The following is a 16,506-nucleotide window of genomic DNA, read 5'->3' as shown; positions in this document are numbered from 1 at the left end:
CTAGCTGCGGAACTTGGTCACCCACTCCCCATCCGCCGGAATCACAACCTGCTCCAACAACCCTTCCACTACCAATCTCCCCCGCAAATCCGCTCGCGTCACATGACAGTGATTGATCGCATCCATGTGCACGGCGACGATTTTCGTGAATGGTGCGTATCGGCATAGGCTTACCACGTCGTTCGCATCCATGGTGATGGGATCCCCCACTTCGAACTGTGCACCGCCTGCATTAACGACCGTCCAATCTGGCAGATGCGTCTCCAACGCTTGCTGTACGTCGTCACACCAAATCGTATCTCCCGCGAGATATAGGGTCGGCTCGTTCTCCGCTTTGAACACAAAGCCTGAAACCTGTCCCATCATCTTCCCAATCTCCCCAGTCCCATGCTGTCCACCTGTTCGGAACAAAGTTACTCCCTGTACTGTAAGTGACTCCTGAATGGCCGTTACCGACGTAAACCCTGCAGCCGTAAACGCTCCTTCATCCCCTGGTTGGCACAAGACAGGCGTTGTTTTCGGCAGTGCTTCCGCAGCTGGTCCATCCCAATGATCTCCATGCAGATGGGTCACGATAATCACGTCTGGCTGACCGATTTCCGCTATTGGAAATGGCAGAGGCACAAGTGGATTCCGTCTAGGATTGGCGGTATTCACAATCGGCGGATTGACCCCTGCGTCACTAAACATCGGATCTATTAGACATGTTATTCCAGCGTATTCCAGCCAAAGTGTGGCATGGCGAATCAATTGAAGCTTCATTTTCAAAGCACCTCTTATCTTCTAATTGTTGTTCTGCTACAATTGTAAAATAATTGGCGCATAACCCATACCATCTGCTGAAAAGAATAACCGATTTTCCATTTCATTGTGAAAGGAATTCAACAAGTGCTAAGCAACCCACCGATCGATGAGATCGATTTACGTATCTTACAGCATTTACTGCAAGATGCCACTCAGTCGCACAAAGCCATTGGTCAACAGGTACATCTAACTGGCCAAGCGGTCGGCGCACGTATACGTAAGCTCCAAGATCTCGGTATCATTACGGGTTACACCGTGAACTGGAATCCCGAGAAAATCGGGCAGGTCGTGCATGCGTTTATCGTTGTTTTTATGAAATCTAACACTGCTCATCAAGCTTTCCTCACATATATTCAACATCAAGAAAGTGTTGTAGAGACGCACCGTGTCAGCGGCGAAGGCTGCTACTGGATGCGAGTTCGCGTTCATACGCCACTTGAACTAAATGCATTTCTGGATGAGCTTCTCATCTATGGCAATTACAAAGTCAGTCTTTCCATCGGTCAAGTCAAATAGCAGCCTGCGCTTCAAGCTGGCCACGAAAGGATGTTCACCTAGATGCTGCCTCAGTTAAACCGTCAGTTAGAAAAGATTTTACCGCTAATCACACCCATTAGTGTTCTTATCGGGGTTCTACTCGGAAGTCACTTATCAGGATTTACTTATTTGTCGCCGTGGTTGTTTGCTTTCATGACTTTTTCGGGGAGTATCGCTTCGAGCTTCAAAGAGTTCATCAAGGTCGTCGTTCAACCACTGCCGCTTCTCACGACTTTGTTCATTTTGCATGTCGGGATGCCGCTGATCGCACTCGGACTGGGTCATGCTGTCTATAGTCACGAACCTCTGACGATTACGGGACTTATTTTGGCCGCAGCCATTCCAACAGGGATTACAAGCTTCGTGTGGGTAGCCATTTATCGAGGCAATATTGTATTAACGTTGTCGATCATCCTAATGGATACGATCCTTTCCCCCTTCGTCGTGCCGTATACGCTCTCTGTATTGGTTGGTACCAAAGTGCAGCTCGATACGTTTGCGATGATGAAAGGCTTGTTCTTCATGATCGTCGTTCCTTCTCTCATTGGGATGGGGCTGAATCAATGGACGCGGGGGAAAATTAAGGAGCAATGGGGAGGCCGTTTAGGTCCTTTTTCGAAAATATTCATGGGCGTCGTCGTTGCCATTAACAGCTCCGTCATCGCTCCGTATTTGCGTGACTTCAACGCAAAACTGCTCGGTTTGGCAGGCTTTGTCCTTGTCGTGGCCTCACTTGGCTACATGATCGGTTGGCTTGTCGCTAGATTGTTCCGCTGGGAACAAGATGTCGTGGTTGCCCTTACTTTTAACAGTGGTATGCGTAATATTAGTGCGGGCGCGGTACTCGCTGTAGCTTATTTCCCGCCACCCGTGGCGATCCCAGTTGTGCTTGGCATGCTGTTCCAGCAATCCCTTGCTTCCCTCTTCGGCTTTCTGCTGAATCGGAAATATGCCTTGAAAAGTGATACGCAAAGCTTACATGTTAATGGTGTTAAACAGATGTGAAAAAGACTGCTCAGCAATCGCTGGCAGTCTAAACGCTCCACCTTATTTCGAAAGGCGAGTAAACATCACATACGAATAAATAATCGGAATGAAGGAACTAATGACGATAGCGGCTATAAATATGCCGATTGCAATTGAACTCGTTAAAAACGCTGCAATGAAGGCAACAATGCCGCCAATCATCATCAGCGGACCTCCCAAACGATGTGTCTTTCTCCAAATTTCTTCGTTAGCGAGTGTCCATGGTGTCCGTATGCCGAACGTAAAGTTGGGCTTCACTTGTGTTAAAAAGTTCCCCATCACAGCAAACAGCACGCCCAGCAATATCATCGTTATTTTCTTAAAGTCCAGGCTGTAGCCCAAGTTAAAGACAATGATCGCCCAACCTACGATAGCTAAAAGAATCGTAACCCCGAACCGCGTCACCTCAAATGCTGCAGGAAATTTCTCGAAATTTGCTTTCTTCGGATCAATCGCTCTCATAGCCCGCATGAACAGCGGCAGCAGACCCAGCAGTACTAGCATGAGTAGCGACATTTCTTTGCTCATCGTCCCGTTCACTTCATTATTGACGCCAAAATGGCTCGCCATCGTGTCCGGAAGACGGTTATACAGAATGAAGCCCCCGATCGCTGGTGAAAGGCTAATCACAAGTAACAAAATCTCCTTCCATTTTTTCATGACGATTCCTCCTCATCTTTTTTGTTAAGTATGTTAAACATCCATCCGATGACGTCTTCAACAACCGTGGTGTGCAAGGTATACATGATATGTTGTCCCTGACGTTCATCCATCACCAATCCAGCCTGTTTAAGCAGGTTCAAATGATGCGATATGCTCGGCTTACTAATCTTGAAATGATCAGCAATATCGCCAGCATTCATACTCTTTTCTCGCAGCAGTTGCAAAATTTCACGACGAGTCGGGTCCGCCAGCGCTTTAAATGCCTCATTCAAATGGAAGTTCCTCCTTATTTAGATATTTATCTAAATGTATAATGAAATAATACCTCCTTTTTCTCCTCCTGTCAATTGGCATGTGCCTTCCTCTGTTTTGGCTATTAGGCGATGTAGGTTTATAATAGAAAAATCATACTTAACTTCACGCATCAGACAGGATGGTTCACATGAACGATAAAATTGTAATGCCCGTTTGGACAATCGGCTTGTTCATTGTGGTTATGAATACGACGATGTTCAACGTCTCGATTCCCAGTATTATTCAAGATCTTAATATCACGGCAGATCTCGGTTCTTGGGTCATCTCCAGCTATTCCATTGGCTATGCCTTATCTACGGTTATATACAGTAGACTCTCCGATGTGGTTCAGATTCGTAAACTGCTCACGGTAGGGCTTATTGTGCTCGGACTTTCCTCGGTGTTCGGACTGTTCGCAACGGAGTTCCACACACTGCTGGCGGCGCGTATTCTCCAATCCGCAGGCGCAGGAGTGATGGCTGGACTTGGATTGGTTCTCGCCAGTCGCTACATCCCAATTGAACGAAGAGGCTCAGCCATTGCAATGATCTCCGCTGGGAGCGCGATGGCCTTCGGACTCGGCCCGATCGTTGGCGGATTAATAAGTGAATACTTTGGCTGGAATGGGTTGTTCGCCATTACTTGCCTTGTTCTAGTCATTCTTCCCATTCTCTTGCGCTTGCTTCCCAAAGAACAGCCTGTGCCGTTCCGATTTGACCTGCTAGGGGCGCTATTGACAGTCATCAATGCCGCGACCTTGCTACTCGCGGTCACACAAATTTCTGGCGTGTGGCTTGCCATTAGTGCCATTTCCTTCGGCATACATGTGTGGCATCTACGGCGATCAAGCGACACGTTCATTAATCCTGTATTGCTAGCGAATCCAGCGTTTCGGAAGCTTGTCGTCATTGGGTTCTGCATCTTGGTCCTGAACCTTGGGAATTTATTTCTAATGCCACTCGTTCTGGCCAAAGTGTTCCATCAATCCGCCATGACCATCGGTTTAACGATTGCGCCAGGAGCGATTCTGTCGGCGTTCTTAACCCGTTTCGTCGGCCGCTGGATTGATCGGTTCGGCAATCTGCGTTTTCTGCTCATCGGCCATGGAGTTTTATCGTTGGTGATGATCGCATTCTCGATATGGCTTGGTGCTTCACCGCTTGTCGTCATGATCGGTTATCTTTGTTTCTCTCCTGCTTTTTCCGCGACAATCGCATCGTTAAATAACGAGACTTCACGCATCTTGCCGAAGCATTTAATCGGCTCGGGCATGGGACTTATGCAGCTGATCCAGTTTTTTGGAGGATCCATGTCTGTCGCGATATGCGGTATTCTACTGGAGATCCAGCGGAATACGTCGCTTTTACTTTCGTACAAGCATGTGTATGGATTGTTAATTGTAGTTGGGCTTTGTTCACTGGGGATGCTGCTGTGGTATGGGCTGTCGAGGATACGGACGGGTGCCGAGGATGGCTCAGCGGCCAACTAGCGAGGGATACATGTTCCGTACATGGAGACAATACCGCCCAAGTATCGATCTAATCACAGTAGTCGTCTACCCTCGAAGGACTTGCACGCTATTACCTGGAAAATATACATCCATTTATGCTTAATTCCTTCGAAAACTTGATTTAACTGTAAATTATGTAGTTAAATTCCCTTCTTTTGGGCCGTATTAGGTAAAAATCTTATTATTACATGTAGGTTTTCCATCTATTCTGCGTTTGGTCGAACAATCGCGAAATTTAATTGTAGATTTTCCATCTAAACTCTCTGCTCCGTTGAATAAAGGCACCTTCACTCCATTTTGGGAGTGATGGTGCCTTTTTGAGCGCGATGCTCGGAAGCAATCCTGCCCTCTTGATTGATCTCATGTACATAAATCTCAAATAACATTTCCACACACTTTTTTGGCCCTTTCGCACAACTTATTATCCATTTTATAGTAGAACATACTAGGTGATTGAAATAACCGACTAAGGAAGTGACAGATGATGTGGAAAAGGACAATAGCACTAGGGATAGTCGCTATAGGTTTGCAAGTCAGTCTTGGGGCTTCTGCAGGAAACGCTTATGAATATGAAGATACACCAACGGAAGTCGCGGACGGGATCCATATCCCCAGAGAGCTAACCCTGCTTGAGGACATTCCCTATTATGTGATTCCGAATGCCCTGTTGAACAAAGCGGAAGGGTCCCTCTCCCCACAAACGGTTAAGGTCATTGAAGCCGAGAACCACTGGTCAGGAGCTTGGAACTGGTGGAAAATTCATACCGACGCTGGGGATCGATGGATTAAAACCGCTCCTTGGCAATTCGATACCCCGCCGCCAACGACAATCGATTTGATGACCGAGACTCCTCTATATGCGAAGCCTTCGGAAAACAGCAAGCCGACAGCGGCCCTTTCCCCACAAGAAGTCCAAGTGGTCGACGCAGAAAAAGGTTGGTTCAGGAATAGCTCTGGAACAGGCGAAGTATACAATCCAAAAAAGTGGCTTAAAATCCACACAACTTGGCTGGGAGATCAATGGGTTCATTTAAATCTAGATGGGATCGGTAATTTTTATCCAGCAGATCAAATGAGTTATTTTTCAAATTATTACTATAATCTTAAGCCTCAATTCGATTATCAAACTTATCAAACAGATGGAACTCTTTCGAAACAGTTTGCGCATGTGACCGGTAAATTCCGCACTTTTCTCGGCACCTATTATCAAACTGAAACAGCTGATGGTGTGAAATGGACATTTGGTGGCGGACAACCGATCGTAACCGAAACCAAGGTCATTAAACGAACAAAGCCAAGTGCTTTGTATACGTATCCCTCCTCCCAGTATGAGGATGAGCCTAAGCTCATTCTTACGGGTGACTTGCCTTATTTTGAGAAGACGTATAACGAGTACATCACGAATTATGGCTATGACGGTGATTGGTATCACATTCGTACCGCGCAGGGTGAAGGCTGGTTTAATCCTACATTTGCCGAGCCTGAGGATGCAGTCGCTGAGACCGCAACGATACAGCTTAACTCTCCTGTCACGGCGCTTTTTCGCTATCCAAATACAGGAATTATCCTCAATCATGGACAGATCGGCCCACAAACTCTCCACCCAATAGCTGCTTGGACGGACCCGAATGGGATCCGGTGGTTCCAGATTAACTCTTTTGTAGGTAAATCTTGGATTCGTCTTGATCCCTTTCAAGATAGGGTGATCCTGAAGGACCGCGAATCCGATATGTTAATCCAGAGTGATAGCTCCTATCAAGGAGGTTTTAATCAAAATGAGAACGGTGCCTATACCGACGGCAATGAATCCATCGGATACGACGACAAGCAAGGTGAACCCTTCTTAGATACTGCTTATCTAGCGCGTTTGTATCAATTCGCTCTATCAGGTCCAGACGTTGCGGGCTGGTGGACGTTAAAGAACGATTCCGGCTATGCTTTTCAAATTAAAGCAGGCGATCTTCAGGCTAGAACGCTCTGGGACGGTAAACTATCTAAACAATTGAAACTATCGTCTTCACCTGATTCCTCTAGTGATCAAGGCCCGCCATTCCTCAGTCTGACCGATATAAGGACTTTGTTTGGAGCTACCACAAGCCTTAACATCGGCTATAAGGATAGCAAGGTTATCACATTGAGCTCTCAGCAGTACAAGATTAATAACTTACAACTGCCACCTGTTGCTGCTGATCATCCTTTGCATATATCAGGGCTTATCTATGAAAATCGGAATGTAGAGTTCAACAGCATCACTCCTGGCTTACAAATCACAGTGAGGAACCGAGATTTGGGCGACACATCCACAACCGAGCAAGTTGCCGCGATGAAACTACTTTATGATTTAGGTTATAGTAGTCGGCTTAATGACATTTCAATGGATCACCCACTTCAGCCAGGAATGAATCATCTAACCATTCGTTTTCAAGTTGGCGAACGAATTATCTTGCAGCGGGATTGGGATATCATGAATAATGCGAAATAGCCTTATGTACAAGAAAGCAGGTTGCCGAGGCAACCTGCTTTTTTCAATTCCTCCACTCACGCTTTAGCATGCCATATACAATGAGGTCGATGTAATGATCATTCAGCCATGCAGCATCCCTAATTTGCCCTTCTCTCGTAAACCCTAATTTCTCGGGAATGGCTCGGCTTTTGAAGTTGCTATCCCCACATCTGATTTCAATTCGATTTAAGCCCAGTTCGTTAAACGAATAGTCCACTAGCCATTGGCAGGCTCGGGTCATGATACCCTGACCTTGAAAGCCTTCTCCTAACCAGTAACCCAGACTAGCGCTATGATTAGTCCAATTGATCGGGTGAAATCCGATGCAGCCAGCAAACTCTCCTTTGAACCAAATGCCAGCATTGAAGCCATTATTAGATGCCTCTTGATTCTGACAGTGCTGGATAAAAGCTCTTGAATGATCGCTATTCCGTGTTGCATCTACCCATGGCAACCATTCTCTCAAGTAGTCACGACAGCTGTCTGTTAATGCAAATATGGCTTCAGCATCCTTTGGTTCGAGTGATTTAAGTGTAAGATCAGCATCCAGTTCAATGCGCATATCTTCTTCCCCTCCAGGTGATTTCTCAAGTCGTTCCCTTCGCATAAACAGCAAAAAATAACATCATCTCTCCGATGATTATGTAATTCGGCATTTTGAACATCAGATCCAACCCGAGACATACAGCAAGTACTCCTAGAAATACGGCTAGATGCACGATCTTTAATCGTTGATGTGCATGTCTATACTTGTGGAAGACTAGCGATGTTGAGAAAAAATACAGAAGCACAGAGCCGAAAATAAAGCTTAACATAAACCCATAGTTCAACTGCTCCAAGAATAACAGCTGGATCGATGCGGCAATCATACACAAGGATAAATAGATGAATAAATGCCCATAGATGATGGTCTGCCCTGCCGTTTCTAGGGATTTATTCACTTTCTTCTCGACATTCTCAAAGTATTGCCACCACATCGCAATAATGAGCAGAAAGGTGAGCGATGCGAAAAGGATGGATCGCCATGTCCAATCACTCGACTGTAAAACAGTCAGTATGCTTATGACCGATTCCCCAAGCAGAATCAGCGTAAACAAGGAGAACCGCTCTAGTAAATGGTGCGTATTAATCGGGCTTCTCACCAAGTATTTCCGACCCAGTAAGGGGAGCAAAATATCCACCATAATGCCCGCATACAACACCGCATAGCGAATCCATGAGTCAAAAAACAGGGAGAGTGCCGATATGGCCAATCCGATCCAAAAACGGCTGCCTAAATAACGTGCAGTGATCTGTCGATGATCTTCTTCTTTTTTATGTACAGCCAAGTATTGAATCGCCGTCATCGCTCGCAAACCTAAGTAACCAATGAGAAATGGCACAAAATACTGATCAAAGTCGACGGACAGGCTAGCCGTCATAATTAACACGAAAAATAATTGCAGTATAAGAAAAACACGATGCGACGTACTGTCCCGTCCAAACCGATTTACAAATAGGGACTGCCCTACCCATGCCCACCAAATCGGAATAAAGATAAGAAGGAATTTGCTTAAATACTCCAGTGGGATCGTTCCGTGATGCACATGCAGCAGGACGTGGCTTGCTTTGGAAACAGCTGCTACAAAAAGAAGGTCATAGAATAGCTCAAGCCAAGTTACCTTTTTCTCGATCATTGCTTTGATGTGATGCAGCCCTGTTGCGGGATTGTTCATTATTGGGCTCCTTTGCTCATTTCCTCGTCATTACGATTTCAACCTATATCTGTCGTTACTCCGAATGTCATCTACGATCTCATTCAAGTTCTCAATTTGGTGTAAGCTCGTATCCAGGAAATGTATCGACTCTAATCCAGCGTTCTCAAATTCATCGATGAGAATTAGGCAACGTTCACCCATTTGATGCTGCGGTAATCTCGTTTGATCCCTTTGCAGAAGCGTCGCTTTGTCTGTCCACAATAAAACGTAAACAACATTAGTATTTAATGCTATTAATTGCTTGTGAAGCCACTTTGCCTCTTCAGGAAATGTCACATAATCGACGACCACATCTACACCATGTGTAATAAAATTAGATGTAAGCCGCCAGATGTTTTGCCAAATAAGTGATAACTCGGACCGACTTTCCCATGGCTTCTCCCGTCCATTCACGTGCATATGACTGACAGCATCACCAGAAATATATGCGGAGTTTGGCAAAGCTTTGGCCAACGCACGTGAAGTCGTAGATTTCCCCACCCCTGCTGGTCCAGATACCAGATAGACAGTTTGCATGGTTAACACCCCTTTTGCAAGCATTATGAGTTTCTCGTTCTCCCTTAAAAAATGCCATCTCCACGTATTCGTGATGAAAATGGATAATCCTGTAGCTCCAGAGTAGAGTTTAACTGTATAACCTACAGCTAATTTCCTCGAATCCAACTGATTATCGGAATTTGATGGAAAATATGTAGCTATTTTATAACAATTATGGACAATCGGTCATTTAGATGGAGAAAACCCAGTTAATTGCTCGATATGAAAAAGCCACGCCCTGTGAGGACGCAGCTTAGCTGCACAATCTTATTTAAGATAGGACGTCACACCTGCATCCAATAGCRCTTGAAACGTGCGCGGGTAGGGCCAACGTTCTTTTTTAGATACATCACTAATCTGCTTTACTTCTGCAATACTCATCGTCGGCGCTCCTTCCAAGGATAACTGGCCTCCCCTAATTATATCTCATAGAGCTGCCATCAACCATTGTCGTTCCTCAGCCCCCACAGCGTGGATCAGGTGCGCAAGCACTTTCTTCTGTTCCGGATTCAATCGCGCGAATACCTTGGGCTCCGCATGGCATAACTCACGAATCGCAGCTTCGAGCTCATCCCTACGACTTGCCGCCTCAGGATCACCAGTGAACGTCGGAAACGCCTTCGCTTCCGCGAATTCTTTGATGACAGCATCGGATAATTTCCGCAGATAGGGCTCCCTTTTCTCACTAATGAACGTGCCCAGCTCATCCAATAAGAATTGAAAAGCATCACTTTTGCGACTCGCACCGAATGTAAACGACTGCTGCCCGCTTAGATCCTCACTACTAAAATCAAACAGATCAAATAGCTTACTCTGAATGTAGACACTATGGTAAAAGGAATCTCCCTTATTGTTAAACGTTGTGGGTTGTTTATGCTGCTCTTTCAACTTCGAGTCTATAAAATACAGCTTCGAATATTCATGATTCATGCGATCTTCCCAACGAATGTACGTGATTCCAAATTTCGTCTGCGACATCGGATGCACGAATGTGAAGGTTTCCTTCTCCGCAATCAAGCTAGCATAGTCCAGCGGCTCACCATTAATACGAATCTTGTAAGGCTTGTCCGCATGCAGTTCTAAGAACCACCCAAATTCTCTGCTCAAAAATGCCAGAAAATCCTCAACTACGAACTCCTTGATGATATTGTTAAATGTGACGGTCGTCCCTCTGTCCTTATCCGTTAGATCAGGCTTGGTCACATGATAGGTATCCAATTGTTTCGACTGAATATGAATCTTATACGTATTTTTGAGTAGGAGACCATCCTCGTACGTGGTTTGCCAAATCGCTTCCGAAGCAAAATGATGAAAGGTTAAGCGACCTATCCCATTTTTCCCATGCATGGCCGAAGTCGTTCTCCCCCGTTTATCAGGATCCACACTCTTCTCAGATTCATAGAACGGCGTAAACTTTCCTTCTAAATCTTTCAGCTTAATGCCATAGCCGTTGTCTGCAATTACGATTTGATCCACACCGTCTAGTATGTTTTTATGAAGGGTGATGTCTACCGCCGTAGCCTCAGCGTCGAAACCGTTCCAAATATATTCGGMAATAGCTTGCAAATAATCAAACTTACGAAGCGCTTTTTCGATACCTTTTGAGGATATTTTTATGTTGTTCATGGCGATCATCCCTTTCTTCATTTATTTTGTATAGTCAGCCCGTACGCATACACTTATCATATTGCAAAAAGCTCATTTCGTATGTCGATTGATGTCCTCTCTCTTCAAGTCTTTTTCGACAAAAAAAACTGACACCCAGGTGTCAGCTTCCATATTTCAATTCAGCTATCGCTTTTTTGTACTTATCGATTCGTTCATAGTCTTGTCTGGTAGGCTGTTCAATTCGACCGAGGTCACAATTATCTTCTAAGTCCAGAAGCTTCACAACCGTCGCTAATGGGTTTACTTTGATTCTCTTGATAAATCCTTCATACGTCTCATCCGGCCCTCTAGTAAGGCAATCTAGCGCTTCAAGGATAGGTAGACTAAAGCCTTCTTTTTTCAAATCAAATAGGGTGAAATCCGAATCCTCCACAACATCATGTAAAACAGCAACGATGGATTCTTCCGTTGATTTGGCCCTGCTAGCCAAACGAATGGGGTGTAAAATGTAGGGGCTGCCCCCTTTGTCTACCTGACCATCATGGGCCTTTGCTGCGATTAAAATGGCTTTCGTTAATGTGCTCATGGATGTCACCTCTCACCTTGTTCGTGAAATAGCTTTTTCACCAGTTATAGCATAAGTCCCTGTTTTTGCATATGGCTGTTGCATTGTATAATGTAAAAAAATAACGAAACAAGGAGAACCTCATTGATGCTAGAGAATGATAACTTTTCAGAACTATCAACGGCTAGTAAACGCCTAAATATGCAAGGAGATTGCGAGAATTGCTTTGGTTTATGTTGTGTGGCGCTGCCCTACGCTGCTTCAACGGATTTCGCCAATAATAAGGATGCTGGACAGCCCTGTACGAACCTGCAAACCGACTTTCGTTGTGGTGTTCATACGCAGCTTCGTCAGATTGGCTTTCGAGGATGTACCGTGTATGACTGCTTCGGTGCGGGACAGAAAGTTTCGCAGAGCACCTTCGGTGGTACAGATTGGCGTAAAGCTCCTGACACCGCGAAGCAAATGTTTGAGGTATTCCCTCTGGTGCGCCAGCTTCATGAGCTGCTCTGGTATTTGACGGATGCCTTAACCTTGTCATCGACTGTTGAGATTCAAGGGGAACTGAGCGCCTTGCTCGCTGAAACGGAACGCCTCACGAACCTCGATCCCGATAGCCTGACCACGCTGGACGTTGCTGCACATCGAGCTGCCGTGAATGTGTTGCTCCTTCAAGTTAGCGAGCGCGTGCGCGAAGCGGCACTGCAAGAGCTCACAAGCTCCAAGACCAAAGGCCGCCGCAAAGCTTATGGCAGAGGAGCGGATCTGATTGGTGCGAATTTGAAAGGTGCTGATCTCCGGGCCAGCAATCTACGAGGCGCCTATTTAATAGCAGCTGATCTGCGAGATGCCGATCTGCGCAAAGCAGATCTCATCGGTGCTGATCTCAGGGACACCGACCTTCGCGGGGCGGATTTGAGCGACAGTCTGTATCTTACTCAATTTCAAGTGAATGCCGCCAAAGGCGATAAGCACACGAAACTGCCTACGTACTTAACACGCCCTGCACACTTTAGCAGCGAGTAGCTACAAGGTGTGGGGAGCGTCCTGTGGAGTTAGATGGAATAACTCCATTTAATTTTGCGATTTTAAGCGCATATTGGAGAATAACTGGATTTTATGAAGCTAATTCAAGCTACATTTACATAAATGGACGAAAACGAAGGAATAAACTACAGGTTTTCCATCTAATCCTTCCTACTGGTTGGAATGGTGAAATTTAACTGTATTTTTTACAGTTATCTTCCCTTAAGACTTTTACTATCCAAATATGTTGCTCAGAGATCTTTGACCATTCGCCAACAGTATTCGCAGCCCCCTCATGTTATTTTAAACACTAATTTTAAGCTGGCTTTCAGCATTTATTCGCTTTTCTTTCATAATGCCATCGTACAATGACAACGTAGACAAAACTAATAGGAGTGATACATACACGTATGAGTATTAAAAAATTAGCAGGCATATGCATCCTGATCCCCATTCTTCTAGCTGGATGCGGGAATCAATCTGACACTCAAACCGCTGCAGCCAGCACCACTCAGCCTGGGCAGCAAACGGAGAAGGCCGCAGGGAATGGAAATGGCCAACAGAATAACCAACAAAATCGCCCTGCGATGGATCCAGCACAGAGACAGCTTTTTAGTACGTTTCAAATGCTGAGCATGATGGATAAATCCGATGGATTGACCATCACGAAGGAGCAAGCGCAAGCCATGCTGCCTGTCGCTCAGGATATTGTCACGAAGAATGAGCTCAGCGACGACAATAAAACCAAGCTGCTGGCCAATTTGACAGATGCTCAGAAGACCTTCCTAACGGATGCAGAAACACGCATGAGTAATCGTGGTAACGGTGGCAACGGAGGGCCGAACGGACAAGGCAATCGAAATGGTGGATCCGGCAGCGATGCAGGGAAAGCTCAAACGCCAAATGCTTCAGCTGCGCCTAAAGCAAACGCCACGGATGGGGCTGGAAGTGGCCAGCAAGCTGGAGGACAAAAACCGAATGGTTCAGGCGAGCGTGGTAACGCTGGTGGCGGAGGACAAAACGGTGGCGGCTTCGGTGGAGGTAATCGTCCTGCAGGCGGTCAAATGGGAGATGCAGGCAAGCAGTTTATTGAACTCTTGCAAAACAAGGTGAAATAAGTCGAATATTTCCGAGGAAATGATAAAGCCTCCAACACCACAACGAGTGGGTTTGGAGGCTTTATCACATTTCCTTATGATCTTAACGCTTGAATGACCTGCTCTGCCTTCGCTTCACCGCTGGCAACCTGCTCAATGTGGTTTGCAAACATATCACACATGTATACGAACAGAGTAAGAATCTCTAGCACTTCGTCACTCTCAAACGTACGCGAAGCAGATAAGCTATACACATAACGATAGTGGATCTCGCCTTCCTCATTCACGCCAAAGTGACCAATTGGCAAGCGTGTATTAATTTCGAGCAAGAGCGCGGCTACACCTTCACGTGCATCTGCTTGCAGATGAAACGGCAGTGTACTGTAGATCTGTAGAAGTTGAATTGCGACAATATCCTCATCATTTAACGGTAAAAAGCTAAAGTGAAGGAAACGATCCCTTCCTTGGCTATCCTCTTGAAACCCTGCCATTAGTACATGCAGTGGAATCGCTTCGGATTTCTCTAATAAATTCGTGGCGAGCTCTGCTTCATCCAAAATCTCTTTCAATTGCCCTAATTGCGCCAAATGACGCGCATGTACAAGCTCAGTCAACATATCGGTTCAATCTCCTATTCTCTCTTGCCCATTGCTTCAACAATGGCGCCCTTCAGCTTAGCTGGGTCGCTCTCGAACTGATACAGAGCTTGAATGCTGATGCCAGCTGCCTCTACAAAGCTCTCTACTTGTCTGTAACGCGCGACGACTGCCGCATCCGTCTCAACATAGACAGGTAGCTTACTAAACATATCAAAGATAAGATCTGTGTCATGCGCACGTTTTTCCAGCTTCTTCTCGGTTGATTTATCCGCGTTGAAGACTGCCTTAGTAATTCCCCATGCGCCTGCTTTCGATGCGCGGTCACGTCCTGCTTGCTTCAAGGATCTGGCAATTGGCATAGCTGCACCAATACCTGTAGCAACGATTTTCAGCGGTGTGCCTACTTGCGCACCTACCCCAGTAAGTGTCGCGATATCGGCAGCGATCTTCGTAAGCTCAAGCCCGATTTGAATAGCGCCTCGGTCAGTCCGCTTCACGTTAATATTTTTCATTTCTTTCGCCAATTCATATTGGGCGATTTCATCGAGTTGCTGATTGGCTGCTGCTACTTTCGCTGGATCACCTGACGCAATATCAGCATTCAACTGTGCCTTTTTCGTAGCTAGCTTCGCTTTGTCGACACCAGCATTTCGCGTGTACCAACGTTTTTCTTTGAGAATATCGGCATTCCCAGCTTTACCTTTAAAATCACGTTTCATCGTCGTCATCGCACTGCGATTTAAGCCCGCTTTGATCACATCAACCGTTTTGATAGCAATTTTCACACCGCTTACGGCAATGCTGACGCCTGGTATAACAGCTGTCAAGCTAGCTGTGCTTGTCTCCATGATCTCCATGATGCCTTTCGCCACTTTGATACCCGATTGTGCAGCTTGGATTGCATTACTAATGATCTCAAGCGTCCCTCTTGCTTTCTCACCTTTATCGAGCCCGCCATTTTCGGAGGCCTTACTGTACATATCATAAATGCCTTTAACGGCCATAATCGTATTTTTGACTGCGGAGATCGCTTCCGCTACGGTGCCCGTATAATCACTGACGGAGGAAGATCCACCGACCCCTTTGTCTTTCCCCGTTGATTTGGCTGCTTTATCGACTAGACCAGCCGAGCCGCTGACCATTTTACCGGTTGATTCGATCATAGAAGATCCTGTACCTGCATATTGCCAACGTTTGTTATGCCCCGTCCGGTTCGCATCACCAGAAACAGAGAGCGTTTCTCTAATAGCACTCATGATCTGGAAAGGCCCGCTTACAAGATCTGCCGTAGATGCTACTGCGCCCATCGTAGCTGACTGCTGTGCAGTCCCAGCATCCTTCGTCTTATCGTAAGATTCTTTCAAATCATCGGAACGTTTCCCGAAGCTGTCGGAGAACGTTCCGCCAACCCCAGCTGTCATGTCTGCATTATCCTTGGTATCGTCGCCAGTAGGATGCATGGTAGAGGCAGAAGGTACCGTTGGCACAAGCACAGTTGGAGCTGGCGTCTGAACAGTCCCTGTTTGTGTTGGTGCTGGCGTCTGAACAGTCCCTGTTTGTGTTGGTGCTGGTGTCTGAACAGTTCCCGTTTGTGTTGGTGCTGGCGTCTGAACAGTCCCTGTTTGTGTTGGTGCTGGCGTCTGAACAGTCACTGTTTGTGTTGGTGCTGGCGTTTGTACTGTAGGCAATGGCGGTGTGCCAGTCCCTGCCCTGCGGCGGTGGAAGGCTACTGGCGGTAGCACGGTGGGCACTGGCGTTTGAGATTGATTTGGATTTCGCTGAATAACCTGATTCGCGTAAGCTTGTGTAGCACGGTTACCAACCGTACGCTGCATCTGCATAAAGATGTTTGTCCCCATAGGTGACATTTGTGCGGCACTCGTACTTGTCGGGCCCGATAGCGATGGCTGCTGTTGCTGATGCGAGGGGCTCACTGGTTTGGTTAGACCTTGTTTTCCTTGGGGCATCTCTACCTAGCTC

The 16,506-nt window shown here is 46.2% G+C and carries 17 protein-coding genes; 6 read left to right on the top strand and 11 right to left on the bottom strand.

What is annotated here, in order from left to right:
* Entirely contained in the window at positions 1 to 762 is a 762-nt protein-coding gene (locus AB4114_RS09255) for an MBL fold metallo-hydrolase (protein WP_441988197.1), read from the bottom strand.
* 126 nt (positions 763 to 888) lie between these two features.
* On the opposite strand from AB4114_RS09255, the gene AB4114_RS09250 reads away from it, so the two are divergent.
* Positions 889 to 1,320 (top strand): Lrp/AsnC family transcriptional regulator, encoded by a 432-nt coding sequence (locus AB4114_RS09250; RefSeq protein WP_171632277.1) that lies wholly within the window; start codon positions 889 to 891, stop codon positions 1,318 to 1,320.
* 42 nt (positions 1,321 to 1,362) lie between these two features.
* On the top strand, positions 1,363 to 2,346 hold the full coding sequence (locus AB4114_RS09245; protein WP_441988196.1) for a bile acid:sodium symporter family protein: 984 nt from the start codon (positions 1,363 to 1,365) through the stop codon (positions 2,344 to 2,346).
* A gap of 42 nt (positions 2,347 to 2,388) precedes the next feature.
* Here AB4114_RS09245 and AB4114_RS09240 read toward each other — a convergent pair whose 3' ends face one another.
* A complete protein-coding gene (locus tag AB4114_RS09240) occupies positions 2,389 to 3,027 on the bottom strand; it encodes an SdpI family protein (protein ID WP_441988195.1) in 639 nt (212 codons plus the stop codon).
* Positions 3,024 to 3,302, bottom strand: a complete 279-nt coding sequence (locus AB4114_RS09235; protein WP_441988194.1) for an autorepressor SdpR family transcription factor — start codon at positions 3,300 to 3,302, stop codon at positions 3,024 to 3,026. Before AB4114_RS09235 ends, AB4114_RS09240 begins: the two co-directional genes overlap by 4 nt.
* A 170-nt stretch (positions 3,303 to 3,472) precedes the next feature.
* Between AB4114_RS09235 and AB4114_RS09230 the strand changes: the two genes are divergently transcribed.
* Complete coding sequence (locus AB4114_RS09230) at positions 3,473 to 4,813, top strand: MFS transporter (RefSeq protein ID WP_441988193.1); 1,341 nt, start codon at positions 3,473 to 3,475, stop codon at positions 4,811 to 4,813.
* 502 nt (positions 4,814 to 5,315) lie between these two features.
* A complete protein-coding gene (locus tag AB4114_RS09225) occupies positions 5,316 to 7,316 on the top strand; it encodes a hypothetical protein (protein ID WP_441988192.1) in 2,001 nt (666 codons plus the stop codon).
* Between the two features lie 43 nt (positions 7,317 to 7,359).
* On the opposite strand, the gene AB4114_RS09220 is transcribed toward AB4114_RS09225, so the two are convergent.
* The 6 genes from AB4114_RS09220 to AB4114_RS09195 form a co-directional block, all read right to left on the bottom strand.
* Positions 7,360 to 7,899 carry a GNAT family N-acetyltransferase gene (locus AB4114_RS09220; protein ID WP_441988191.1) on the bottom strand — a complete coding sequence of 180 codons (540 nt, stop codon included), beginning with the start codon at positions 7,897 to 7,899 and terminating at the stop codon, positions 7,360 to 7,362.
* Between the two features lie 25 nt (positions 7,900 to 7,924).
* Positions 7,925 to 9,013, bottom strand: coding sequence for a low temperature requirement protein A (locus AB4114_RS09215; RefSeq protein WP_441988414.1), 1,089 nt, complete (start codon positions 9,011 to 9,013; stop codon positions 7,925 to 7,927).
* A 69-nt stretch (positions 9,014 to 9,082) separates the two neighbouring features.
* Positions 9,083 to 9,610, bottom strand: coding sequence for an AAA family ATPase (locus tag AB4114_RS09210; protein ID WP_441988190.1), 528 nt, complete (start codon positions 9,608 to 9,610; stop codon positions 9,083 to 9,085).
* 288 nt (positions 9,611 to 9,898) lie between these two features.
* A complete protein-coding gene (locus AB4114_RS09205) occupies positions 9,899 to 10,030 on the bottom strand; it encodes a hypothetical protein (protein WP_441988189.1) in 132 nt (43 codons plus the stop codon).
* A gap of 27 nt (positions 10,031 to 10,057) precedes the next feature.
* Positions 10,058 to 11,257 carry an ATP-binding protein gene (locus tag AB4114_RS09200; protein WP_441988188.1) on the bottom strand — a complete coding sequence of 400 codons (1,200 nt, stop codon included), beginning with the start codon at positions 11,255 to 11,257 and terminating at the stop codon, positions 10,058 to 10,060.
* Between the two features lie 142 nt (positions 11,258 to 11,399).
* Positions 11,400 to 11,825: a GTP pyrophosphokinase gene (locus tag AB4114_RS09195; protein ID WP_441988187.1), complete on the bottom strand. Its 426-nt coding sequence runs from the start codon at positions 11,823 to 11,825 to the stop codon at positions 11,400 to 11,402.
* 126 nt (positions 11,826 to 11,951) lie between these two features.
* Here AB4114_RS09195 and AB4114_RS09190 point away from each other — a divergent pair, with 126 nt between their 5' ends.
* Positions 11,952 to 12,830, top strand: coding sequence for a pentapeptide repeat-containing protein (locus tag AB4114_RS09190; protein ID WP_441988186.1), 879 nt, complete (start codon positions 11,952 to 11,954; stop codon positions 12,828 to 12,830).
* A 410-nt stretch (positions 12,831 to 13,240) separates the two neighbouring features.
* Complete coding sequence (locus tag AB4114_RS09185; RefSeq protein WP_441988185.1) at positions 13,241 to 13,948, top strand: hypothetical protein; 708 nt, start codon at positions 13,241 to 13,243, stop codon at positions 13,946 to 13,948.
* Between the two features lie 74 nt (positions 13,949 to 14,022).
* Here AB4114_RS09185 and AB4114_RS09180 read toward each other — a convergent pair whose 3' ends face one another.
* Both AB4114_RS09180 and AB4114_RS09175 read right to left on the bottom strand, forming a co-directional pair.
* The gene (locus AB4114_RS09180; protein ID WP_441988184.1) at positions 14,023 to 14,544 is read right to left on the bottom strand and encodes a YbjN domain-containing protein; all 522 of its coding nucleotides are present in this window, start codon (positions 14,542 to 14,544) and stop codon (positions 14,023 to 14,025) included.
* Positions 14,545 to 14,558: 14 nt separating this feature from the next.
* Positions 14,559 to 16,493 carry a hypothetical protein gene (locus AB4114_RS09175; protein WP_441988183.1) on the bottom strand — a complete coding sequence of 645 codons (1,935 nt, stop codon included), beginning with the start codon at positions 16,491 to 16,493 and terminating at the stop codon, positions 14,559 to 14,561.
* Between the last annotated feature and the right edge of the window lie 13 nt (positions 16,494 to 16,506).

The organism is Paenibacillus sp. 2RAB27, from assembly GCF_052115445.1.
Taxonomy (GTDB): Bacteria; Bacillota; Bacilli; order Paenibacillales; family NBRC-103111; genus Paenibacillus_E.
This window is presented reverse-complemented; position numbering and strand designations above follow the sequence as displayed.

Excerpts from the sequence above, each read along its gene's own strand:
- AB4114_RS09175 (WP_441988183.1), bottom strand. The coding sequence starts at position 16,493 with ATGCCCCAAGGAAAACAAGGTCTAACCAAACCAGTGAGCCCCTCGCAT.
- AB4114_RS09195 (WP_441988187.1), bottom strand. The coding sequence starts at position 11,825 with ATGAGCACATTAACGAAAGCCATTTTAATCGCAGCAAAGGCCCATGAT.
- AB4114_RS09230 (WP_441988193.1), top strand. The coding sequence starts at position 3,473 with ATGAACGATAAAATTGTAATGCCCGTTTGGACAATCGGCTTGTTCATT.
- AB4114_RS09225 (WP_441988192.1), top strand. The coding sequence starts at position 5,316 with ATGATGTGGAAAAGGACAATAGCACTAGGGATAGTCGCTATAGGTTTG.
- AB4114_RS09220 (WP_441988191.1), bottom strand. The coding sequence starts at position 7,899 with ATGCGCATTGAACTGGATGCTGATCTTACACTTAAATCACTCGAACCA.
- AB4114_RS09215 (WP_441988414.1), bottom strand. The coding sequence starts at position 9,013 with ATGATCGAGAAAAAGGTAACTTGGCTTGAGCTATTCTATGACCTTCTT.
- AB4114_RS09240 (WP_441988195.1), bottom strand. The coding sequence starts at position 3,027 with ATGAAAAAATGGAAGGAGATTTTGTTACTTGTGATTAGCCTTTCACCA.
- AB4114_RS09245 (WP_441988196.1), top strand. The coding sequence starts at position 1,363 with ATGCTGCCTCAGTTAAACCGTCAGTTAGAAAAGATTTTACCGCTAATC.
- AB4114_RS09190 (WP_441988186.1), top strand. The coding sequence starts at position 11,952 with ATGCTAGAGAATGATAACTTTTCAGAACTATCAACGGCTAGTAAACGC.
- AB4114_RS09180 (WP_441988184.1), bottom strand. The coding sequence starts at position 14,544 with ATGTTGACTGAGCTTGTACATGCGCGTCATTTGGCGCAATTAGGGCAA.
- AB4114_RS09185 (WP_441988185.1), top strand. The coding sequence starts at position 13,241 with ATGAGTATTAAAAAATTAGCAGGCATATGCATCCTGATCCCCATTCTT.
- AB4114_RS09255 (WP_441988197.1), bottom strand. The coding sequence starts at position 762 with ATGAAGCTTCAATTGATTCGCCATGCCACACTTTGGCTGGAATACGCT.
- AB4114_RS09210 (WP_441988190.1), bottom strand. The coding sequence starts at position 9,610 with ATGCAAACTGTCTATCTGGTATCTGGACCAGCAGGGGTGGGGAAATCT.